Source organism: Vibrio sp. 2132-1, from assembly GCF_033344315.1.
In genome coordinates, this window is record NZ_JAWPON010000005.1 from 230011 (window position 1) to 250975 (window position 20965).

Annotated in this window: 22 protein-coding genes; 16 read left to right on the forward strand and 6 right to left on the reverse strand. The window is 45.5% G+C overall.

The window, feature by feature from the left end; genetic code table 11:
• Nucleotide 1: 1 nt before the first annotated feature.
• Genes fliF through fliJ form a run of 5 tightly spaced genes read left to right on the forward strand, consistent with a single transcriptional unit; the run spans nt 2 to nt 5299 of the window.
• Nucleotides 2-1753, forward strand: a complete 1752-nt coding sequence (gene fliF / locus R8N47_RS07430; RefSeq protein ID WP_005384024.1) for a flagellar basal-body MS-ring/collar protein FliF — start codon at nt 2-4, stop codon at nt 1751-1753.
• The gene (locus tag R8N47_RS07435) at nt 1722-2735 is read left to right on the forward strand and encodes a flagellar motor switch protein FliG (RefSeq protein ID WP_005375048.1); all 1014 of its coding nucleotides are present in this window, start codon (nt 1722-1724) and stop codon (nt 2733-2735) included. The genes fliF and R8N47_RS07435 overlap by 32 nt, the downstream gene beginning before the upstream one ends.
• A 4-nt stretch (nt 2736-2739) precedes the next feature.
• On the forward strand, nt 2740-3495 hold the full coding sequence (gene fliH / locus R8N47_RS07440; RefSeq protein ID WP_064354936.1) for a flagellar assembly protein FliH: 756 nt from the start codon (nt 2740-2742) through the stop codon (nt 3493-3495).
• Complete coding sequence (gene fliI / locus R8N47_RS07445; RefSeq protein WP_053350026.1) at nt 3488-4834, forward strand: flagellar protein export ATPase FliI; 1347 nt, start codon at nt 3488-3490, stop codon at nt 4832-4834. The genes fliH and fliI overlap by 8 nt, the downstream gene beginning before the upstream one ends.
• Nucleotides 4835-4858: 24 nt before the next feature.
• Nucleotides 4859-5299, forward strand: a complete 441-nt coding sequence (gene fliJ, locus R8N47_RS07450) for a flagellar export protein FliJ (RefSeq protein ID WP_017820533.1) — start codon at nt 4859-4861, stop codon at nt 5297-5299.
• Between the two features lie 16 nt (nt 5300-5315).
• Here the strand turns inward: fliJ and R8N47_RS07455 are convergent, their stop codons facing one another.
• Entirely contained in the window at nt 5316-6374 is a 1059-nt protein-coding gene (locus tag R8N47_RS07455; protein WP_025768593.1) for a S1 family peptidase, read from the reverse strand.
• Between the two features lie 73 nt (nt 6375-6447).
• Nucleotides 6448-7341, reverse strand: coding sequence for a LysR substrate-binding domain-containing protein (locus R8N47_RS07460; RefSeq protein ID WP_005384012.1), 894 nt, complete (start codon nt 7339-7341; stop codon nt 6448-6450).
• A 128-nt stretch (nt 7342-7469) separates the two neighbouring features.
• Between R8N47_RS07460 and R8N47_RS07465 the strand changes: the two genes are divergently transcribed.
• The 6 genes from R8N47_RS07465 (at nt 7470) to R8N47_RS07490 (ending at nt 12493) form a co-directional block, all read left to right on the forward strand.
• The gene (locus R8N47_RS07465) at nt 7470-8393 is read left to right on the forward strand and encodes a DMT family transporter (protein ID WP_025768592.1); all 924 of its coding nucleotides are present in this window, start codon (nt 7470-7472) and stop codon (nt 8391-8393) included.
• Nucleotides 8394-8492: 99 nt separating this feature from the next.
• Nucleotides 8493-8939, forward strand: coding sequence for an SRPBCC family protein (locus tag R8N47_RS07470; protein WP_025768591.1), 447 nt, complete (start codon nt 8493-8495; stop codon nt 8937-8939).
• A gap of 83 nt (nt 8940-9022) precedes the next feature.
• On the forward strand, nt 9023-9775 hold the full coding sequence (locus R8N47_RS07475; protein WP_005375066.1) for a phosphatase: 753 nt from the start codon (nt 9023-9025) through the stop codon (nt 9773-9775).
• A gap of 156 nt (nt 9776-9931) precedes the next feature.
• Nucleotides 9932-10321 (forward strand): cytochrome b562, encoded by a 390-nt coding sequence (locus tag R8N47_RS07480; protein ID WP_021035869.1) that lies wholly within the window; start codon nt 9932-9934, stop codon nt 10319-10321.
• A 218-nt stretch (nt 10322-10539) separates the two neighbouring features.
• The gene (locus R8N47_RS07485) at nt 10540-10899 is read left to right on the forward strand and encodes a hypothetical protein (protein WP_080276971.1); all 360 of its coding nucleotides are present in this window, start codon (nt 10540-10542) and stop codon (nt 10897-10899) included.
• 154 nt (nt 10900-11053) lie between these two features.
• Nucleotides 11054-12493 carry a PepSY-associated TM helix domain-containing protein gene (locus R8N47_RS07490; protein WP_064354935.1) on the forward strand — a complete coding sequence of 480 codons (1440 nt, stop codon included), beginning with the start codon at nt 11054-11056 and terminating at the stop codon, nt 12491-12493.
• A 51-nt stretch (nt 12494-12544) separates the two neighbouring features.
• Here the strand turns inward: R8N47_RS07490 and R8N47_RS07495 are convergent, their stop codons facing one another.
• The 3 genes from R8N47_RS07495 to R8N47_RS07505 form a co-directional block, all read right to left on the reverse strand.
• The gene (locus R8N47_RS07495) at nt 12545-12928 is read right to left on the reverse strand and encodes a VOC family protein (RefSeq protein WP_064354934.1); all 384 of its coding nucleotides are present in this window, start codon (nt 12926-12928) and stop codon (nt 12545-12547) included.
• Between the two features lie 11 nt (nt 12929-12939).
• Nucleotides 12940-13869, reverse strand: coding sequence for a LysR family transcriptional regulator (locus R8N47_RS07500; protein ID WP_005384005.1), 930 nt, complete (start codon nt 13867-13869; stop codon nt 12940-12942).
• 77 nt (nt 13870-13946) lie between these two features.
• Entirely contained in the window at nt 13947-14420 is a 474-nt protein-coding gene (locus tag R8N47_RS07505) for a hypothetical protein (RefSeq protein WP_064354933.1), read from the reverse strand.
• 275 nt (nt 14421-14695) lie between these two features.
• On the opposite strand from R8N47_RS07505, the gene R8N47_RS07510 reads away from it, so the two are divergent.
• From R8N47_RS07510 to R8N47_RS07525, 4 genes are all read left to right on the forward strand, one after another.
• A complete protein-coding gene (locus R8N47_RS07510) occupies nt 14696-15379 on the forward strand; it encodes a spondin domain-containing protein (RefSeq protein ID WP_213886455.1) in 684 nt (227 codons plus the stop codon).
• A 9-nt stretch (nt 15380-15388) separates the two neighbouring features.
• Nucleotides 15389-16084, forward strand: coding sequence for a spondin domain-containing protein (locus R8N47_RS07515; RefSeq protein WP_064354931.1), 696 nt, complete (start codon nt 15389-15391; stop codon nt 16082-16084).
• 146 nt (nt 16085-16230) lie between these two features.
• The gene (locus R8N47_RS07520; RefSeq protein WP_064354930.1) at nt 16231-16962 is read left to right on the forward strand and encodes a response regulator transcription factor; all 732 of its coding nucleotides are present in this window, start codon (nt 16231-16233) and stop codon (nt 16960-16962) included.
• Between the two features lie 103 nt (nt 16963-17065).
• The gene (locus tag R8N47_RS07525) at nt 17066-18439 is read left to right on the forward strand and encodes a sensor histidine kinase (protein ID WP_064354929.1); all 1374 of its coding nucleotides are present in this window, start codon (nt 17066-17068) and stop codon (nt 18437-18439) included.
• A 27-nt stretch (nt 18440-18466) separates the two neighbouring features.
• Here the strand turns inward: R8N47_RS07525 and R8N47_RS07530 are convergent, their stop codons facing one another.
• A complete protein-coding gene (locus tag R8N47_RS07530; RefSeq protein WP_064354928.1) occupies nt 18467-18982 on the reverse strand; it encodes a superoxide dismutase family protein in 516 nt (171 codons plus the stop codon).
• A 541-nt stretch (nt 18983-19523) separates the two neighbouring features.
• Here R8N47_RS07530 and R8N47_RS07535 point away from each other — a divergent pair.
• Nucleotides 19524-20933 carry an aminotransferase class V-fold PLP-dependent enzyme gene (locus tag R8N47_RS07535; RefSeq protein ID WP_064354927.1) on the forward strand — a complete coding sequence of 470 codons (1410 nt, stop codon included), beginning with the start codon at nt 19524-19526 and terminating at the stop codon, nt 20931-20933.
• Nucleotides 20934-20965: the final 32 nt, after the last annotated feature.

Sequence of the window (20965 nt, forward strand, 5' to 3'; positions counted from 1 at the left end):
CATGTCAGAACTAACCCCCCAAGTCGCCGGAAACACAGCTATGGCTACCGGCACAGCACAGACATTTTCTACTGCCAACGGCATGGACGATGTGACAACGAAGCTGAAGCAAATCTGGTCTAGCAGTCAGAGAAACTTAGTGCTATCTGCGGTGTTAGCTGCGATTGTTGCAGCGATTATTGTGGTTGCACTATGGAGTTCCTCGCAGAGCTTTCGTCCGCTCTATAGCCAACAAGAGCGTTTTGATATCGGCGAAATTGTGTCGGTATTAGAAAGCGAAGGCGTAAGCTACCGCATGCAAGAGCAAAATGGACAAGTTCTTGTACCAGAAGGTGAGGTTGCGAAGGTGCGCATGTTGCTTGCATCAAAAGGTGTTAAAGCTAAGCTGCCGACAGGTTTGGATTCGCTCAAGGAAGATAGCTCTCTTGGTACGAGCCAATTTATGGAAACAGCGCGTTATCGTCATGGTTTAGAAGGTGAGTTAGTACGTACTATCATGTCTTTGAACTCAGTAGCGAACGCGCGTGTTCATTTAGCAATACCTCGTCAAACTCTATTCGTCCGCCAAAACAGTGAGAATCCATCAGCATCTGTCATGCTTGAGCTCAAACCTGGTGAAGACTTAAAGCCTGAACAAGTTGAAGCGATCATTAACCTAGTGGTCGGCAGTGTCACGGCAATGAAGCCAGAATTTGTTTCTGTCATTGACCAGTATGGCCGTCTTCTTAGTGCGGATGTCGCTTCTGCGGAAGCTGGTAAAGTAAATGCGAAATATCTTGAATACCAGAAGAGTGTTGAAAAACAGATCATCCAACGCGCAGCAGATATGCTTACGCCGATTGTGGGGCCGAGTAACTTCCGAGTACAAGTCGCTGCCGATCTGGACTTTAGCCAAGTTGAAGAAACACAAGAAATTTTGGATAACGCACCGGTTGTGCGTAATGAGCACACCATTCATAACAACTCGGTTGATCAAATTGCGTTGGGTGTTCCTGGTTCTCTAAGTAACCAACCGCCAGTGACAGGATCTGGTGAAGTGGAAACGAACGATAGCCAAAACACGAATGCGCGATCTGAAGTGAATCGTCAATATGCTGTAGGTAGTAGTGTTCGTCGTACTCAATACCAACAAGGCCAAATAGAAAAGCTTAGTGTCTCGGTTCTGTTGAACTCCAAAGCTTCGCCAGATGGTGTCGCGTGGAGTGAAGCCGATAAAGAGCAAATCTCAAACATGATCATGGATGCTGTTGGTATCTCTGCCACACGAGGTGACAGCTTAAGTTTAATGAGTTTCAACTTCACCCCAATTGAAATTGATGCTCCTCCTGCACTGCCGTGGTGGCAAGACCCTACAGTACAGCAGCCAATACGCTACGTTATTGGTGGCTTGTTAGGCTTGGCGATGATCTTCTTCGTACTGCGTCCATTAATCATGCACCTAACTGGCGTTGATAAACCTGTGCCTGAGCTAAATTTTGCTGAGCCTCAGGAAGAACCTGACTACGAAAACTTGCAAACGCGTGAAGAACGCGAGCATGAAGAAGTACTTGATCGCCGCCTATCTGAAAAAGGCATCTCAGCCTCTTCAGGTTTAGATGTAAACAGCGACATGCTACCGCCAGCAGGCTCGCCATTAGAAATTCAATTGAAACACCTACAGCTTATTGCTAATGAAGAGCCAGAGCGCGTAGCCGAAATACTGAAACAATGGGTAAACATCAATGAACACAGTTCTATCAAAGCAGACGCTTAGTTATGTTGAACAAACCGCGCTCGTGCTATTAGGCATGGGCGAGGATGCCGCAGCGAAGGTTTTGCAACACTTTAGCCGTGATGAAACCCAGCGTGTGACTCGTGCAATGGCGAAGTTAAATGGCATTAAGAGCGATTCTGCTCGTGGTGTTATTCAAACTTTCTTTGAAGATTTCCGTGAGCACAGCGGTATTCGAGGAGCCTCTAAGGAATACCTATCTAATACATTGCGTAAAGCATTGGGTAACGATTTGGCAAAAGGGTTATTAAATACCTTATATGGCGATGAAATTCGCAACAATATGCAGCGCTTACAGTGGGTGGAAGCAGAAACTCTCGCTCGTTTCATTGTGAACGAGCACCCACAAATGCAAGCAATTTTTCTAGCGTATTTGCCAGCAGACAGCTCTTCAGCGGTATTGAAGCACTTGCCACAAGATTACCATGACGAAATCTTGTTCCGTATTGCTCAATTGCAAGATATCGATCATCAAGTTGCCGTTGATTTGCATGAACTCGTTGAGCGTTGCATCGAAAAAGTATCCGCAAGTCAAAGCACGCCGTTATCAGGTGTTAAGCAAGCAGCAGATATCATTAACCGCTTTGAAGGTGACCGTGGTTCATTGATGGAAATGCTGAAGTTGCATGATGAAGATGTTGTTAATGCAATTGAAGAAAACATGTTCGACTTTATGGTTCTTGGCCGACAACGCGAAGAAACTATGGACATGTTGGTGCAGCAAATCCCGCTAGAGTTGTGGGCAGTTGCGCTAAAAGGTTCCGATATTACCTTACAACAAGCTATTAAGCGTTCAATGCCGCAACGTATGGTGAAAGCGCTAGAAGATGACATGGACGCACGCGGCGCTGTTGCGTTAAGTCGAGTTCAAAAAGCACGTCAAGACATCATGCAAATGGTACGTGAGCTGGATGAATCTGGTGAAGTTCAGCTGCTTCTCTATGAAGAGCCAACGGTGGAGTAAGGTCATGCTAGAGATAAAATCAAGTACTATGCGATTGCCTCCGAGCGGGTATCGTTTACACCGTTTTCCTCCTTTAGCGCAACCTAAGACTATCGAAGACGAATTCGGGCTAGATAACCAAGGCTGGCAAGAACCTCAAATTGATATCCAACAGCAACTTGAAGAAGGTTTTCAACAAGGTTTGCAACAAGGACATGAGGAAGGCTTACGCCAAGGTATCGAACAGGGCAAGCAACAAGGTCTGTTGGAAGGCCAAAAAGAAGGTTTCCAAAAAGGCTTTGTTTCCGGTGAGCAGTCTGGAAAGCAAGGCTTTTTGGAGGCGGCGAAGCCTGTCAATGAACTTTTTCACGCCCTTTCTCGTTGGCAGGATGAAAAAGAGCAGCAACAACGTCATATGATTTGTGAACTGGTACAAAAGGTAGCTCAGCAAGTGATTCGTGCCGAGCTCACTTTAATGCCTCAGCAGATCCTAGCTTTGGTGGACGAGACATTGTCTGCCATGCCTGGTAAAGCGGAAACAGTAACTGTGCATTTAAATCCGCAAGATTTAGAGCGCATTACTCACATCAATGCTGATTTGCCGCAATCTTGGAAACTGGTCCCTAATACGGAGCTTCCTATTGGTGGCTGTCAGTTAGTGACTGATGACGCAGAAGCGGATGCGAGCTGCGACTCTCGTTTGGAAGCCTGTATGGACAATGTAAAGCAACACCTTTTGGATGAAGTCAGTATTCCACAGGTAGAGTCTGAGCATGAGTAATACCCTAAGCCATGAACTATTAAGTGAGCGTTTGAGCGAAGCCTTGGCTTCGCTCGATTCAATCCCTGTTGCTCGCGTAACAGGGCGATTGATAAAAGTAAACGGCTTAATGTTACAAGCCGTAGGGTGTCGGTTTAAGCTTGAGCAGCGTTGTCTCGTAGAAACCGCGGAAGGCGATATGATCGAAGCGCAAGTTGTGGGCTTTGAACACACTATTGCTTACCTCATGCCTATCCGCCGTTTAGGCGGTCTGTTTGCAGGTGCAAAAGTCATCCCTCTTGATGGTGACAGTACCGTGCAGCTAAGCTCTCAGTGGTTAGGACGCGTACTGAATGGTTTAGGTGAGCCGTTAGATGACGGGGCACCGCTTAAGGGGGGAGAGCGAGTTTCACTTGAACCAAAACCGATTAACCCACTGAAGCGACGCCCAGTTGATACACCACTCAACGTAGGCGTGCGTGCGATTAATGGACTATTGACGGTAGGCAAAGGCCAACGTATTGGTTTGATGGCTGGCAGTGGCGTCGGTAAAAGTGTGTTAATGGGGATGATCACCAAAAACACGGAGGCCGATGTAATTGTGGTCGGGCTTATCGGTGAGCGAGGCAGAGAAGTACGTGAGTTTATCGAGAGAAACTTAACCCCAGAAGCGCGCAAGAAAGCGATCATTATCGCGGCTCCTGCTGATGAATCCCCGCTAATGAGGTTAAGAGCGACATTACTTTGTCATCGCGTTTCAGAGTATTTCCGAGACCAAGGCAAAGACGTTCTACTTCTGATGGACTCTCTAACCCGATACGCCATGGCACAGCGCGAAATCGCTCTTTCGCTCGGTGAGCCTCCAGCTTCTCGTGGTTATCCGCCCTCAGTCTTCAGCGTGTTACCTCAACTCTTAGAGCGAGCGGGTAACAGTGAAAATCAACATGGTAGCTTAACGGCAATTTACACCGTATTGGCAGAAGGGGACGACCAACAAGATCCTGTCGTGGATTCCGCGCGCGCCATCTTAGATGGGCATGTCGTTTTATCGCGTCAACTGGCTGAGCAAGGGCATTATCCCGCGATAGATATCAACGCGTCTATTAGCCGTTGTATGAATACTTGTACGCAGGACGCACACAGCACGATTGCGAATAACTTCCGTCAAATGTACTCCAACTACCTTCAGGTTAAAGAGTTACTGCCATTAGGGGGTTATCAACCAGGACAAGATCCTGAGTTAGATCAATCTGTTGCTATGTATCCAAATTTGCGTGCATATCTACAACAAGCTGCCAACGAGTCTGTAGATTACCCAACCAGTTTGACCGAGCTCGCGCAGCTTTTTCAAAGTGCTTAATCAAATGGGAGTGACAAGGCTGAAATGAAATCCAAGTTAAAAGCCGTAGGCAAGTTACAGCAAATGGAAGAAAAACAGCGTGACCGTGTGGGTCAACAACTTGATGCCATGCGTCAGCGTCACTCCCATCTTTCAATGCAATTGGAACAGTTGTCGGCGTTGAAAGGCCACGCTGGACAATCAACCCGAACCGGCCCGACGCTGACGAGCGCGGCTTTGATGAACTTTAATCGTGTTGACCAAATGCTACAAAGAATGCTTCGTCACCACGAGCAAGAGCAAGCCGTTATGCAAGCGGAATGTGCATCTGTACAGAAAACGCTAGAACACAAGCACGCACGCGTTCAAGGGTTAGAAAAAGTGCTTGATCGTTGGCGTACTAAGCAGAACTATGAAAAAGCGAAAAAAGAGCAAAAGATGATTGAAGACATCATTAACTCTCGCGTTAAGCGTAAGATATTATGATGTCTTGTTGACGCTACTAGGAGCGCGAATAATTTCTGCGGTGTCTTAGCCAACCAAACCAGCCTCCAAGCATGATCAACCCTGATCCGAGAGCACCGCCGCCACTGCTGCCGTTGTTACCAAAGCCAGATGTGTTGGTATCGACAGGCTCAAAGCCAGAGTCCCCTTCGCTATGATAATCTTCCGAACTTGCTAAGAGGGCGTTATAACTGGTTTTTACACCTGAGCTGGTTTGGGTCTCAATCCATGTTGCATAGTTCAAAATCTCGGTAAACACACTTGGAATCGCAGCGGATTCGCAAACTGAAGAACCGTAGCTCACAATGCCAATTTGCTGATACATGCCATTATTGTCTTGATAGGTGAGAGGACCGCCTGAGTCACCACGACAGATACCAGTGTAGCTTCGTTCAGGAAATCCATTCGCACATAAACTTTCCTGAGCGTTAAACCCTGTTACCAACGAAGCGCATTGGGTGTCGGTAAGGGGTTTTACTTCTGCCCAGCGTAAATAGTTAGGGGGGCTTTCATCATTGGTTGAGGTCTGACCTAAACCGAATATCTGATAAACTGACTTGCTGCTGTAGTCTCCAAAGTCTTGCGGTAAAGTGATGGATTGGACGTTATCGGTGATAGGTCTAGTCAATTCAAGGACAGCGATGTCATTAATCCATAAATCGCTAGGCACATAATCAGGATGAATCGTGATAGAGCGAACATCTTTGAATTCTTCAACAAACACGTCATTCATCGTAGGGTTTTTGACTAACACTCGTAGGTCGTTGATTGTCCAGCCGTCAGTAAAAACGCTTGGTTCTACGCAGTGAGCCGCAGTTAAAATGAAGCGGTCGTTTACAATGGTTCCCCCACAAATATTGGCAAACTGATTAGCGCCAGTTTTATGTAGAATAAGACGTGCAAAAAAAGGAAGTTGGTTTTGGGTAGCCTGCTGACCCCCAATAATTGCCGTGGAGATCCCTTGTTCTGAAAGGCGGTTATCATTTTCTACTTCAGCGGTCGTACTCAAAGATACTGCAAAACAGAGTGCGCTTAGCCATATTTGATACTGCTTCATAAACCATCCTTGGATGAAAAGTGCTCTTCTAACTTTATACTAGTTTTTCAGTGAATGTGCTTAACAAAAGTTTCTAATAGTTGAATGATTGTTGTAGCCAAGATCGCAACAGATGAAACGATTCAAGCTTTAGCTTGTGTGGCGGGCATACAAAGTAAAGCTGTTGATGAGGATTAATGACGGGTTCACCCAGCTCGATTAGCTGACCATATTTGATGTCATCCTTCACAAACAAGCGATGAGTGACCAATAACCCCAAACGACGAGTTGTGGCCTGGACGGCTTGTATCGACATGTTAAAAGTGATTGGTTTTTTATTTTTAGGTCGCTGGATACTCGTCGCGTCCAGCCACACGTTCCAGTCATTTTTTCTTCGTTCGTTAGTAACTTCAATGATGGGATACTGCTTTAAGAGTTGAGTGATGTTTGAGTCCTTGGTCTTCGCTATCAATTCAGGACTGCACACCAAAACCAGTTCATCTTCACTGAGCTTTTCGCAGTAGTAATCCTGCCATTCTTCGGGATTTCCATGCACCAAGGCCGCGTCGATACCTTCTTGTTCTAAATTGAATCTGCCAGACAGGTTTGATAAACGAACGTCTAATTGAGGAGCAAACCCTTGTAAATCTGACATTCGAGGAATCCACCAGTGAAGAGCCAATGAATTCACCATATTGAGCGTAACACGCTGCAAGTTCTGATCTTGGATGAGTGCTTCCGTTGCATCGACAATTTGCTCTAAAGCGGGTGCCACCTTCCTGTAATACTTTTTACCGTCCGCGTTGAGTTGAACTTGTCTGCCTATGCGATCAAATAGAGGCTTGTTGACTTGACTCTCCAGCGATTTAATTGCCTGACTTACGGCTGAGTGGCTCACACTTAATATCTGTGCTGCTTCTGTCATGCTGCCAGACTCAGCTACTGCAACAAATGCGTAGATGGACTTTAAGGGGACTAGTTTCCGCATAATTTAAAAACCGTAGCTGGTGATAGATAAGTTAAACTGTAAGTTTTTCTTACATCAATGGTTAATATTACTCGCTATTTACGATAAGTGATGTCTTTTAAAATGCTCCATATATTAAGGAGTATTGAATGAATGCTGTAAATAAATCTATCCTTTTCATGTTGATGTCTACGTTAAGCTTATCTGTTACTGGACTGTTAGCAAAGCAGTTGTCAGGCGAACTTTCCGTCACACTATTTAGCTTCTTACGTTTTTTAGTGCCTGCGCTTATCTTGCTTATCTTACTTCGTGTGAAAAACCTTACCTTTCCTAAAGCGGGCACGCTAAAGCCTATTTTATTGCGTGCTCTTTGTATCGGTTTGTCACAACTTTGCTTTATCGCGTCATTACAAACGTTAACGCTCGTTGAGGGGGTCGTTTTGTTTGCTACTGGCCCATTATTTATTCCCTTGGTTGAAAAGCTGTTCATGAGAGGGCGCATTCGTGTTTCAACATTGGCGGCTTTAGCAATGGCGTTCACTGGTGTGGTTATGTTGGCGGGCGGTGGAAGTGAGATCACATGGCGAGCGGATTTATTGCTCGGCTTGGCTGGTGGACTCTTCAATTCTGGTTCTCAGCTTACGTTATATAAAGTGAGTAAAACAAATATGTCGCCGCTAGAAATCAACTTTTGGGCGTTTGGTTTTGCTGCCGTATTTCTGTTGCCGCTAACTTTGTTTAACGACTTCGACGTGTTACTTAATATGAGTGTTATGGCGCCTGAGATTTCTTCAAATACGCTGTGGATCGGTATGATGTCTCTGATGATCATTAACACCCAAGTTTTTCGCTCCAAAGCATATAAACTGGCAAGCAGTGGCTCTCAACTTGCGCCACTCATTTTTACTAACTTATTGTTCACTGCGGTTTGGCAGAGCCTGTTTTTTGAAGACCGAATGAGTCAAAGTCAAATTGTTGGGATGAGTTTAATAGTGCTCGCAATCATACTGAACACATGTTGGGTTCGTTTTACGGCGCATCGCAGTGGCGGTTTACAAGCGAGAACTTCTTAGTCTGTCGGAAAATGAAGGGGGCAGGTAGATAAATTGGTCGTGTGGTTTGATTTTTCCTGAGTATGGGCTAGCGTCAAGAAAGGTTCAGGGAGAGAAATCATGCTTACGCTAAATTATTACGTCGAAATTTCGGCGACACCGCAACGAGTGTGGGAAGTGCTAACCGATGTTGAGTTGTATAAACGTTGGGCACAAGCCTTTTCACCGCAGTCTCAATTTGAAGGAGCTTGGGAAGAAGGAGGTGGCATCACTTTTTTTGATCCAGATATGGGCGGGACAAGGGCGATCATAGATACGGTGCTACCGCTTCAAAAACTTGAATTTCATCATGTTGCCATTTTTAATCCGGATAATCGTCAACAACTCGATGCTGACCTAGCATCTAGATGGATCGGATCGCGAGAGATCTACCAGATCGATACCAACAACGATCGTTTACTACTCAATGTTACCATTCATACTCACAATGACTTTGTTTCCATGTTTAATCACGGATGGGAAAAAGCTTTACCCTTGATAAAAGCCATTAGTGAAGAGCAAGTTTAGGGTTCTTGCTTATCTTGAGCTGACGATGCGTTGCCTGAAGGTATACAATAGCACGCAAGATAGCGCACCTAAGAGAGTGGATGATGGAATTTAAAGTTGATACCCATACACATACGTACGCAAGTGGTCACGCGTACAGTACCTTGATTGAAAATGCAAAGTTGGCAAAAGAGAACGGGCTGGATATGTTCTGCACGACCGATCACGCAGAATCAATGCCGGGTGCGCCTCATTACTGGTTCTTCTCTAACCAGAAAATTCTGCCTCGCTTTCTTGAAGGCGTTGCGATTATTCGTGGCGTTGAATCTAACATTATGAATACCGAAGGCGACATTGATATTCCACTGAGTGTGGACCGCAACTTAGATTGGGTGATCGCGAGTTTTCATGAACCCGTTTTTCGTCCTGCAAACAAGCAAACTCACACGGAAGCACTTGTTAATGTCATTCAGAGTGGTCGTATTGATGCGCTCGGTCATCTTGGTAATCCAAATTTCGACTTTGATTTTCAGACCGTTTTAGCGTGCGCGAAAGAGCACAATGTCGCGATTGAAATTAATAACACCACGCTGAAAGGCAACAGCCGAGTAGGCAGCGTAGACCGTTGCCACGAGATTGCACAAATCGGGAAAGATCTCGGTGTTTTCTTCACCACGGGCAGTGACGCGCATTTCTGTCACGATGTTGGTAATCTGGATTTGGTTGGAGAGTTAATGGACAAAGTGGGTATTGATAGCAAGAAAGTGATTACTCACACCGCTCAGCAGTTTTTGTCTTTCTTAGCTTTGAGAGGCCGTAAACCAATTGCAGAATATGACAGCATTCTCAACGCATAAACTTGATTACATTTAAGGTATGCACCCGACGCCAGATTGCTTTACACTGCGACCCGGAAATACTCAACTAAGCTAGTTTTTCGCCTCTTATGGCGTAGGTTGTTTGGGTGAATAAAGCCGACACAGAATTCGGCACTATAAATGGAGAAGTGAAAAATGTTACGTCCTTTAGTCCTAGGGTGTGCGATTGCGTTTGGCTCAACATACGCAATGGCAGAAGCGGTTGATTTAAAACAAAACATGAAACAGATGAAGATGGAATTCAAACAGGCGGCGGAAGCGTCTGATGTTGAAACCATGAAATCTGCGATTGATAGCTTGCAAGCGATTGTTGAACAATCTAAGCGTGGTAATTACCCACCAGAGAAGTTTGATACTTACTTAGAAGGCTTTAACAAGCTGACGGTAACGCTAGATAAGATTGAAGCGGATCTTGATGCAGGCAAGCTACAAGAAGCAAAAGCTCAACTGCGTGAAATCGATAGTCTTCGTGAAGAGTACCACGACAAGCGCAATCCAAGTATTTGGAGCAAGTTGTTCGGCTAATTATCTACTGAGCGGAGCATTTGCTCGTGGCAGTGGATTACGCGTTATCTCTAAGTAATGAATGAACACATTATCAGCCTGCCATTTCGGCGGGCTTTTTTGCGCCTGTCAATCTATGCATTCAAGAAAACTTGTGAGGTAGCAACCACTTATTGATCCTGTTTTTGAGCTACCACTCAGAATTGGTTACGCTGTGTGAAATTTGTTAAGTCACCGTTATGCGTAGATTAATTCCTTTTTACCGCTCGATGTTATTTGCTAGTGCTCTCAGTTGGGTGCTAGTGACGCTGATGCCTGTTATCAATGCTCATGGTAACAGCATGGGTGTGTGGGCGACGCTATGTACGCTTAACGGATTTGAGTTGGTCCAAATAGAAGAGGGCGACAATTCGGTCAGCCACAAAGGCAAGCCTTGTCCGTTTAGCCACTTCTCGACTTTTCATCACGATACACTTCCAACGACACCGATACTTTCAAGACAGAGCTTGGTGACTTCTGACAGCTACGCTTATTTGGCTCTAAGTGTGCGATTTGAAACACCAGTTCCTAGAGCGCCGCCAGTTTCCCTTTTCTCATAACGAAAACAATTACAAGTAAATAAAGCCAACAACACTGCCACTTCGAGCAGTGGTACTCCCAAATCTAAGTCAATTAGCGCCGCATACGAATGTGTATGTGCAGGATGCGTTTGACTGAATTTGGGTGTTCAACAATGAAAAAAGGAAAATACACATGTTGAGAAACTCGGCAAAGCCTCAACTCAAGGAAGCCTCACGCTTAAAATCCATCTACTTTATGACGTGGCGATGGCACTTTTACGCAGGTTTGTTCGTCATTCCATTTATGCTCATGCTTTCCCTCACGGGGTTGGTGATGTTGTTTGATGACGAAATCGAATTGGCTCGATACGAAGCGACATTACAAGTTTCACCACAAGAGCAAATGGTTCCCGTCTCTGTACAATTAGAAACCGTAAAGCAGGCCTACCCCGATTTTAATGTCACTCAATTTGTACCTGCTAAAACGGCCGATATTGCCAACCGCTTCTCGATTCAAAACCAAGAAGGCAGCTCACTGATTGTTGCAGTAAATCCTTATACAGGAGACGTACAAGGCACCATTAATCGTGGTGATAGCATCTATGAACTGATGAACAGCATTCACGGTACGTTGCTCATCGGAGACTTAGGCGACCGTTTAATTGAAATCGCCGCCAGTTTAGGCATTTTACTGTTGGTGTCTGGTTTGTACCTGTGGTTACCAAGAGACAACGCAAGCCGTGCTGGCTTTTTGAAAATTCGTTTTGGCAGTGGAACTCGTATTTTGATGCGAGATCTGCATGCGAATTTAGGCGGTGTGCTATCAATTGTTCTGTTGTTCTTTTTGATTTCAGGTCTGTCTTGGGCTGGGATATGGGGCGCGAAAATGGTGCAAGCTTGGAATACCTTCCCAACCTATTACACATGGGGTGAGAAACCAGAGTCGACACTGACACACAAAGACCTGAATCATGGTGCATCAGAAGAGATGCCATGGAACTTAGAGCTTGCTGTTGTGCCTGAATCGAAAGACAAACCCGCTCATGATCATGCCAATATGAAGGAAGATATGGCATACGCAGGCAACCATGATGCGCTCTCTATTGATGATATCATCCTCAAGGCTGAAATGATGGGCTTCACTGGCTATAAGCTGTTTTTGCCACGCTCTGAGACGGGCGTTTACACCGTTGCAGCTAACTCCATGGGTGGCGATATCTCCGACCCAAGACAAGATCGCACCAGCCACTTTGACCAATATTCCGGTCGCTTGTTGGTGGACGTCACGTGGCAAGATTACAGTTTGTTTGCCAAGTTCATGGCGGCAGGTGTGTCATTGCATCAAGGCGATGTCAGTGTGTTTAACAAAGTGCTCAACGTGGTGTTCTGTTTGGCGTTCATCTTAATCTCAATCACAGGTGTGGTGATGTGGTGGATTCGTAGACCAAGTCGCAGTGCTGCATTGGGTGCGCCACCTAAGTTTCAGCAAGACGGCATTTGGAAGCTTGGCTTAGTAACGTTGGTAGTATTGTGTCTGGCGTTCCCGATGGGCGGTTTGGCGATTGTTACGGTTCTCACTCTGGATTGGCTGTTGTTCAACCGCGTTGAGAAGCTGAAAACGGCGTTGAATTAGTAACAGACAAAGAATGAAATAGTAAAAGAGCCAGCGACGTGCTGGCTCTTTTTATTTCTGGTAAATCTCCAGCGGCAAGCCATCTGGGTCTTGGAAGAAGGTAAAGGCTTTGCCTGTGAATTCGTCAGTACGAATTGGCTCAACTTCAACGTCATTCGATTCTAGGTAGGTTTTCACCTGTTCAACATCATCAACCAAAAAAGCGAGATGCCTTAGCCCTTGTGCTTCAGGAAAGCTCGGTCTATTGGGTGCCCCCGGAAAGCTAAACAGTTCAACTTGGCTGCCGTCAGGTAAAGCGAGGTCAAGCTTGTATGAGTCTCTGGCTTCGCGATAGTTCTCAGCAATGACTTTCAATCCCAACACTTCAGTGTAAAAGCGTTTTGACCTTGGGTAATCGCTGCAAATGATCGCGACGTGATGAATGGCATTAAACATGGTTAGCCTCTTCAAGCATGGTTAGTATCGTCGGAGACTAAATGCTCCTTAACGAAGTCGATAAACACGCGCAGACGAGCAGGCATGTATTTAGTTTGTGCATACTGCATCGCGATAGCGCCGTGGTAGTTACTCTTGATCATCCAATCCGGCAGAACCTCCACCACTTCACCTTGCTCTAACGCGTCTTTGATCACGAAGTCATGGAAGATTCCAATTCCCAAGCCAGACTTAACCCCATTCAAGCGCATTTGAGAATGGTTGACGGCGTAGCGTCCACTTACTGCAATCGAATGAAAGGCTTCCTCTTTAAAGAACGACCAGATGTTGTCTTTGTCGTTCTCGGCAAGGTAAATACAGTCGTGCTGCTCAAGTTCAGTGGGATGCTCAGGCATACCATGTTTGGCTAGGTAATCTGGAGAGGCGCACAAAACAAGGTTGGTCTTGCTGATCTCTTTGAGTACCAGATTCTCATCGGGTTTGTCGGTGAGCTTAAAGGCGACATCAATACCTTGGCGGAACAGATCGATCTCACCATCTGCTGCACGCAGCTTAAGCTGAATATTTGGATAACGTTCTAGGAATGGCAACACAAACGGTTGAAGCACCGAATTAAGAAATGCTTCAGGGGCTGCTACTGTGAGTGCGCCTGTTGGCTCAGCATGATCTTCCGCAGATAGCTCAACGGCTTGCTGCGCTGCATTCACCATTGCGATGCTTTGGTCGTAAACCTTTTGCCCAGCTTGAGTGATGATCAACTTACGAGTCGTGCGCTCAAACAGTTTGACCGAGAGGGCTTGTTCCAACCGTGTGATCAACTTACTTAAAGCCGATGGCGTTACGCCGAGTTGTTTAGCAGCAGCGGTAAAACTGCCTTCGTTTACCACCAAGATAAACGAAGCAAGATCAGGAAGTAGGGCAATGAGTTTTGGATTAACCATAATTGTTCAGTTCTGCGCAGCGGAATAACGACATTGTCTGGTACGGTTTCACGAGGTTCAAGTGTCACCGTCTCGCTTTAACGATATTTTGCCAAAAATGCATTGAGTGCAGGCAAGCCAGATTCACCAGTATGGTATTGCTGCCAACAGTGATAAATGGCCGTTTCGTGGTCTGCAATTAACTCGATAGCTTCTCGCTCAGCGATTGAATATTGCTGTGAAGCTTTCACTTCTTCATGCCACTCTCGATACTTAACCTCATAAGGTTCTACCCACTTCAAAAGAGTCGCTACCAACTCTTGCCATGGTAAACCAATCCACTTGGTTGCGTCTGCCAAGCCTTTATCTAGCATCTCTTGGTGTCGACTTTCGATATCCATGCCATTTGTCAGCAATACAGGTTTGAGCTTTTCTGCGGTGAGTTCTTCCACTTCAATCAAGGTTTGCCACAGCGTTTGTTGTTCACTTTGGGTGTAATGGCTCAAGTAGTGGCTGAAAAAAGCGATGCCGTAGATTTCGCCATAGTAGGCAGACAGAACGTTATGAATCATGGTGAGAATCGTGATTTAAACAGGGAATACCGCATTGTAGGAGGGGAAAGCGCGAAGTGTAAATACAAAAAGTGCTGCTGACAGAATTCGAACAGAACTTGTGAGAATTTTATGAGAATTCGATGAAGTTGCTGATAGATTTGCTCGTCATTCTTAGAGGCAAGAACGCAAAACGTTCGAAACGTAATGCTTAACCTACTCAAGTCACGAACAAAGAAGTAAAGCCGTACACATGGGCTTGGGTAGTTCAACCCTCATTAAAGGATGGAATCACAATGAAAAAACGTACCCAACTCGGACTCGTCATGACTTCAGTCGCTATGGCACTAGGCTCTGCATCAGTGAATGCGGCGGAATTGGAAATCACCGTGACAAACGCAACCAAAGGCATCTACTTTACGCCACTTATTGTTGCCGCACATGGCTCTGATCTTCAAATGTTCAGAACGGGTCAAGCAGCGACTTCAGAACTAGAAGCAATGGCAGAAGGCGGTGATATCTCTGGTCTTGCTAGCGTGATTAGTAACGCTGGTGGTGCGGTGGTTGAGAACCCTGCTGGTGGCATTTTGAATCCGGGTGTTGCAACCACCTTCACCTTAGACAGTGGCGACCACGGTTATCTTTCTCTAAGCGCGATGTTGCTGCCAACCAACGATGGCTTCGTCGGTCTGGATAGCTGGAAGATTCCAACGGAAGCGGGTACATACCGAGCAACGCTAGGAAGCTACGATGCCGGTACAGAAGCGAACGATGAACTTGCGTCTAGCATGCCAAACCCACCTTTCATTACCTTTGGTACTGGCGGCACAGGCGTTGAAGCAACAGTAACTAACGATAAAGTTCACGTGCATCCGGGTAACCTTGGTGATAGCGACCCATCTGGCGGCATCAGTGACCTAGACAGCAGTAGCCATCGTTGGTTAAACCCAGTCGCAACCATCACAATCGTTGTGAAGTAAGGGGGATGTATGAAATACAGAATCTTACTAGTAGCAGCTTCAGTCGGCTTGCTCGCCGGTTGTCCAAGCGATGATGATAATGACGTAGTGAAATCGTACCGCTACACCGTCAACGTGGCGAACTTGACTGCGAATCAACCAATGTCTCCGCTCGCTGTACTCACTCACAATGGTGACTACCAATTGTTTGAAATTGGACAAGCCGCATCTGTTGAACTTGAGCACCTTGCCGAAGGCGGTAGTAACGCTGAGCTGATTGAGTTGATGAACAGCAATGACAGTGTTTACCAAGGTATTTCGGGTAATGGATTGGTGTTGCCGGGTGCAGCGGACGAAGTCACCATCACGGTTGATCCTAGTCGTTACGGTTACTTGTCTGTGGCGTCTATGTTTGTGAATACTAATGATGCCTTTGTTGGCGAAACGGGACTATCGCTCAAATCGCTCGCAGTGGGTGAAAGCTATGAAATGAGCATGAACGTTTGGGATTCTGGCACGGAACTGAATGATGAGCTTGCCGCAACCATTCCCGGCCCAGCAGGAGGCGGTGAGGGTTTCAATGCCGCTCGTAATGACAGCAATGACGTTGTTGCTTTCCATTCGGGCGTTGTTAGTCAAGATGACGGATTAGCAAACTCAGCACTCTCTACGAACCATCGTTTCTTGAACCCAGGTGCGAAAGTCACCATCACTCGAGTCGAGTAACACAGGCTCCGATGACGTCTCCTTTCCAAAGCGCTTGTAGCCGAGCGCTTTATCCCTCATGGCGTCATCGGAACCTTTTTTGAAAGAATTTCTAATTTGTTCCGGTCATGTGCAAAGTGAGGATACTCGAAGGCAAGGAAAGGACCATGGAACAACAGGCAATCAATTTAGTCGCGAACATCTTGTTGGTGGAAGATGACGATGATTTGGCAGAACTGGTTCAGATGCATCTCAAGTTTCAAGGACACCAAGTGTCGCGAGCCACAAATGTCGCCGATGCTAAAGCGCAATATCAGCAACAACCCTTTGATTTATTGATCCTTGACCGAGGTTTGCCAGATGGTGATGGTCTAGACATCTGTCATTATTTGCGTCAGCAACAAGATTGGAGTCCAGTGCTCATGCTGACAGCCAGAGACGGTGAAATGGATAAGGTTGACGGTTTAGAAGCGGGCGTTGATGATTACATCACTAAGCCATTTAGCGTATTAGAATTCCAAGCACGAGTGCGAAACGTGCTGCGCAGAGTCAGCCAAACCGCTGAAGCAAAGGTGGCAAATGAGGTCCTCGACGATGCTATGGATTTTGGTCCGCTGAGAATTATTCCGGAGTTGCACCAAGTATCCCTAAACGACAAAGATGTCACGCTCACCGCGACAGAGTTTACTTTGCTGCAGTTTCTCGCGACTCGTCCGGGTAGAGTCTACAGTAAAGATGAATTGCTCGATCACGTTTGGAACACCAGTCATTCTGGTTATCACCACACTGTGTGTAGCACCATTAACCGTTTACGCAGCAAACTGTCGTTGTCTGATTCTGATCATCACTTCATTCAAACTGTTTGGGGTGTTGGGTATAAGTTTCAACCAAGTCACTAATGCAAGAAAGTAAGTCAAGACAGTAAGTCGGCAGTTGTTTTCACCGTCATTTTTCAATCATCACGGGTGTTTCAGAAACATCGCTGTTTAAGGAGGCGATAGGATGAGCTTCAAATCTCGCTTAGTGGTATTTACTAGCTTGTGGTTTTGCCTCGCGGCGGTGGTGATTGCACTGACTTACAATTGGCAAAAAGAAACCATTGAGTTACGCACTAAGCAAAGCCTGCATAAAGAGCTAGCCAGCCACATGCGTGATGATAATCCGCTGATGATCGGTACGGATTACAACCCTAAAGCGCTCAAGTCGATTTTTCACACGCTCATGCTGATCGGCCCTGACTTTGAAATCTACTTCCTCGATAGCCAAGGCAATATCACCACCCATGCAGCACCAGAAGGAGCGGAGATCATGGGAGCGGTGGATCTCAATCCCATTAAGCAATTCTTAAATGACCAGCCTTTTCCTATTTTGGGTGAAGACCCACGTAATCGTGGTGAACACAAAGTCTTTTCTGTCGCAGCGATAGAGGAATTAGGCTCTACGGTCGGTTATCTCTATGTGGTGATTGGTAGTACCCGACATGACGCCATTGCCAATGCTCAAGTCGATACTCCTTACATCGCGCTGGCAGGATTGGTCTTAGTGTCCATTTTAGGCTTTGCTCTTGGAGCTTATGTACTGGTCAAACGTAGCCTATTGAACCCAATTGAGCGCGTGACCAAACAACTTCAACAGCAAGCTGAACATGATTTCCGCCTGCAACCTGATTTTACTCACCAAGTGCCGGAGCTCGTGCCGATTGCGCACTCTTATCAGATGATGGCGAAGCACATTCAGCAACAGTTTTTACAGTTGGAGTATCAATCGTCTCATCGTCGTCAAAGCTTGTTGCAGCTTAGTCACGATTTAAAAACGCCGTTATCAAGCGTGCTGGGTTATTTGGAAACATGGCGTTTGCAACATCCGGAATCCGATCCTTTGATTGACGTCGCTTTCCGAAATTGTGAGAAGCTCTCAACTCAATTGCATTCTCTATTAGACGCCGCACGCAAAGAAGCTCCAATGCCAAACTACGAGTACCGCCCCGTAGATCTGGGCGCTTTGATGGCAGAATGTGCTGAAACGATGCAGAGCCAGTTTTCTCGTAAAGAAGTGGTGTTGAAAGTGGATATCGATAGCGAAATCCAAACCGTGGGTGATAAGGGGCTATTGGAGCGGTTGGTGCTTAACTTACTTGAAAATGCCTTACGCCACAGCCCAATTGGTTCGGAAGTGCATTGCCAAGCGCATTTGAGTGAGGATAAGTCGCGTATCCACTTTACCTTCGTCAATCACATTGAGGAAGAAGCGGAGGGCGGTTCTTTGGGGATCGGGACGAAGATTGTCCAATCGATCTTAATGCTTCACCACAGCTACCTTGAGACCAATGCAACATCCTCTCAATATCAACAGAAGTTCACACTTCTCGCAATCTAAAGAGAAGTGTGAGACATAAGTTAATGTTTATTCAATAACACCACATACGACGCGAGCGCCGCCACCACCTAGCTTACTTGGGTGATCGGAGTGATTGTCACCACCTGCATGGATCATTAACGCTCGACCTTTTAAATCCGATAATTTTAGGCGAGGCGCGACAACGGGCTGAATGGCATTGCCGTCCATGTCCACATAGAGTGGAGGCAAGTCGCCTAAATGATTGTCATCGGTCCAAGGATAGCCATGCTTCCCTGTGTTGTTAGGATCATAATGGCCACCTGCTGCGCCGCCTAATACGGTTTTGTCATCCTTTTCTATGCTATCGCAAGATGGATTAGTGTGAACATGGAAACCGTGCACACCTGCTGACAAACCTGATAATTGAGGCGTAAAAACAACGCCATAATCACTTTGTGAAATCTCAATGGTACCAGCGCTCTCATTGGTGTTGAGAGCAGTCATTTCTACCGTTTTTGCTAGCACGTTAGGTGCGGCGACAAGAGCGGATGCAACTGAAATGCATAGCAATCCTTTTAACATGGGACCTCCTTCTTTTAGGGTGTACGCTCAAGCACATATTAGTGAAAACCTGTTTTACTTATGTATGTTGAGCGGTGAGTTTATGTCATAGAGTGATGTGTATCACTTTATGGTCTTAAACTGATATCTCGATCCGAAATCAGCTTTCTTTTATTTAGTCTTAACATGTTGAGATCGTTAAGATATAAAAAGAATAGACGCCAATCTTAAAATAGCCTGAATATTTTTAAATTAACGCAAAGTTAAATTTTTAATGACTTTATAACAAAGCTCATAATTGTTTTATAAAGAATTTGGTGGAATTGTCCGCAATAAAGAATAATCAAATTAACGAATATATTAATGTGAACATTGTTGTTTATAGATTTGTGGTCAAACTGTTGCTTATATCATCAAATAAGATAAAAAATTGGAACTAAAGTCACTTAATGGCAGAGGAAAAAATTAAACTCTGATTGTAATGGGTAATAATGTTTTAGTAACAGATAGTTACGCACTTAAAATTAATAATATGGCTAATTTCCGACAAGGATTGAAAAAGATGAAAGACAAGGAATCTATTCAGACTAATAGCAGCCGCCGTAATTTTCTGAAAGGCGCAACAGGAGCTGTTGTTGCTGGTGTGAGTGCTTCCGCTTTCTCAGGCGTAGCTCAAGCACGAGAACAGAAAATTGATTGGAGCAGCCGCGGGCTAGGTAGAAAACACGATAAGCGCTTCTGGCGTAAAGTGCGAAGACAGTTCGTTTTGGATAAACGAACCACTTACATGAACATTGGTACAACAGGTTCAATGCCAAAACATGTTCTTGAAGATTACGAGCATAACAACAAGCTGGTGGCTAAATACCCTTGGGATATGAAAGGCAAATTTGGCTCTTGGCCGTATGTTTCTGAGATGGTTAAAGACGTCGCACCAGGTTTTGGTGCTAACCCAGAAGAGATCATTCTCAGCCGCAACACTACTGATGGCTTATGCTCGATCATTAATGGCTTACACTTTGAACCAGGTGATGTGATTCTAACGACACACCATGAACATATTGCTGCAACATCACCTATGAACGTAGCGAAACATCGTTTTGGTGTGGATGTGGTAGAAATTCAACTACCAGTATTTACTGGTACCGAAAACGTTTCTGAGCAAGATTACATTCAAGCGTTCCGAGACGCGCTTGATGCGAATCAAAACGTTCGCCTAATTGTTTTCTCTCATATCACATACAAAACAGGAACCGCGCTACCAGCAAAAGCCATTTGTGCTTTAGCAAAAGAGTATGGTGTACCTACTCTTGTTGATGGCGCGCATACGGTCGGTATGTTTGACCTTGATTTCCACGATATGGATTGTGATTTCTATGCAGGATCTGGTCATAAGTGGCAGTGTGGTCCGGGCGCGACGGGTATTCTGTATGTTCGTGATAACGGTAACCGTTTGAATGAGTATTGGAGTGACCGAGAGAACCCGTTATGGTTGATCAACTCCTCACTTTCTCATGCTGATTACCTGGGTAAACAGCTGCAAATGCAATACATTGGTAACGATAACTATCCTGCGAAACAAGCACTAGTTGATAGTTGCAAAATGTGGGATGAGATTGGTCGAGACCGTATCGAAGAGCGAGTTGTAAGCCTTGGTAGTTTATGTAAAACCTTGCTTCAAGAGTACTTACCACAAGCCAAAATGTATTCACCAAACGTGGAAGGCTTAACCAGTGGCTTAACGACGGTTAACCCGTTCTCCGATGTAACTAATGAAGAGATACTGACGGAATTCCGAGATCGTTTACGTGAAGAGTATGGTTACATCATCCGTACGACTAGCTTTAAGCTGCATAAGGATGATGACTTTGATACTTACGCGCTGCGTATCTCTACGCATTTGTTCCATGACGAACAAGATGTGGAAGGGCTCGTAATGGCGATGACGAATTTGTATTACTCGTCGTTCTAACATCGTTGTTTATCACTCAAGCGCCCATTATT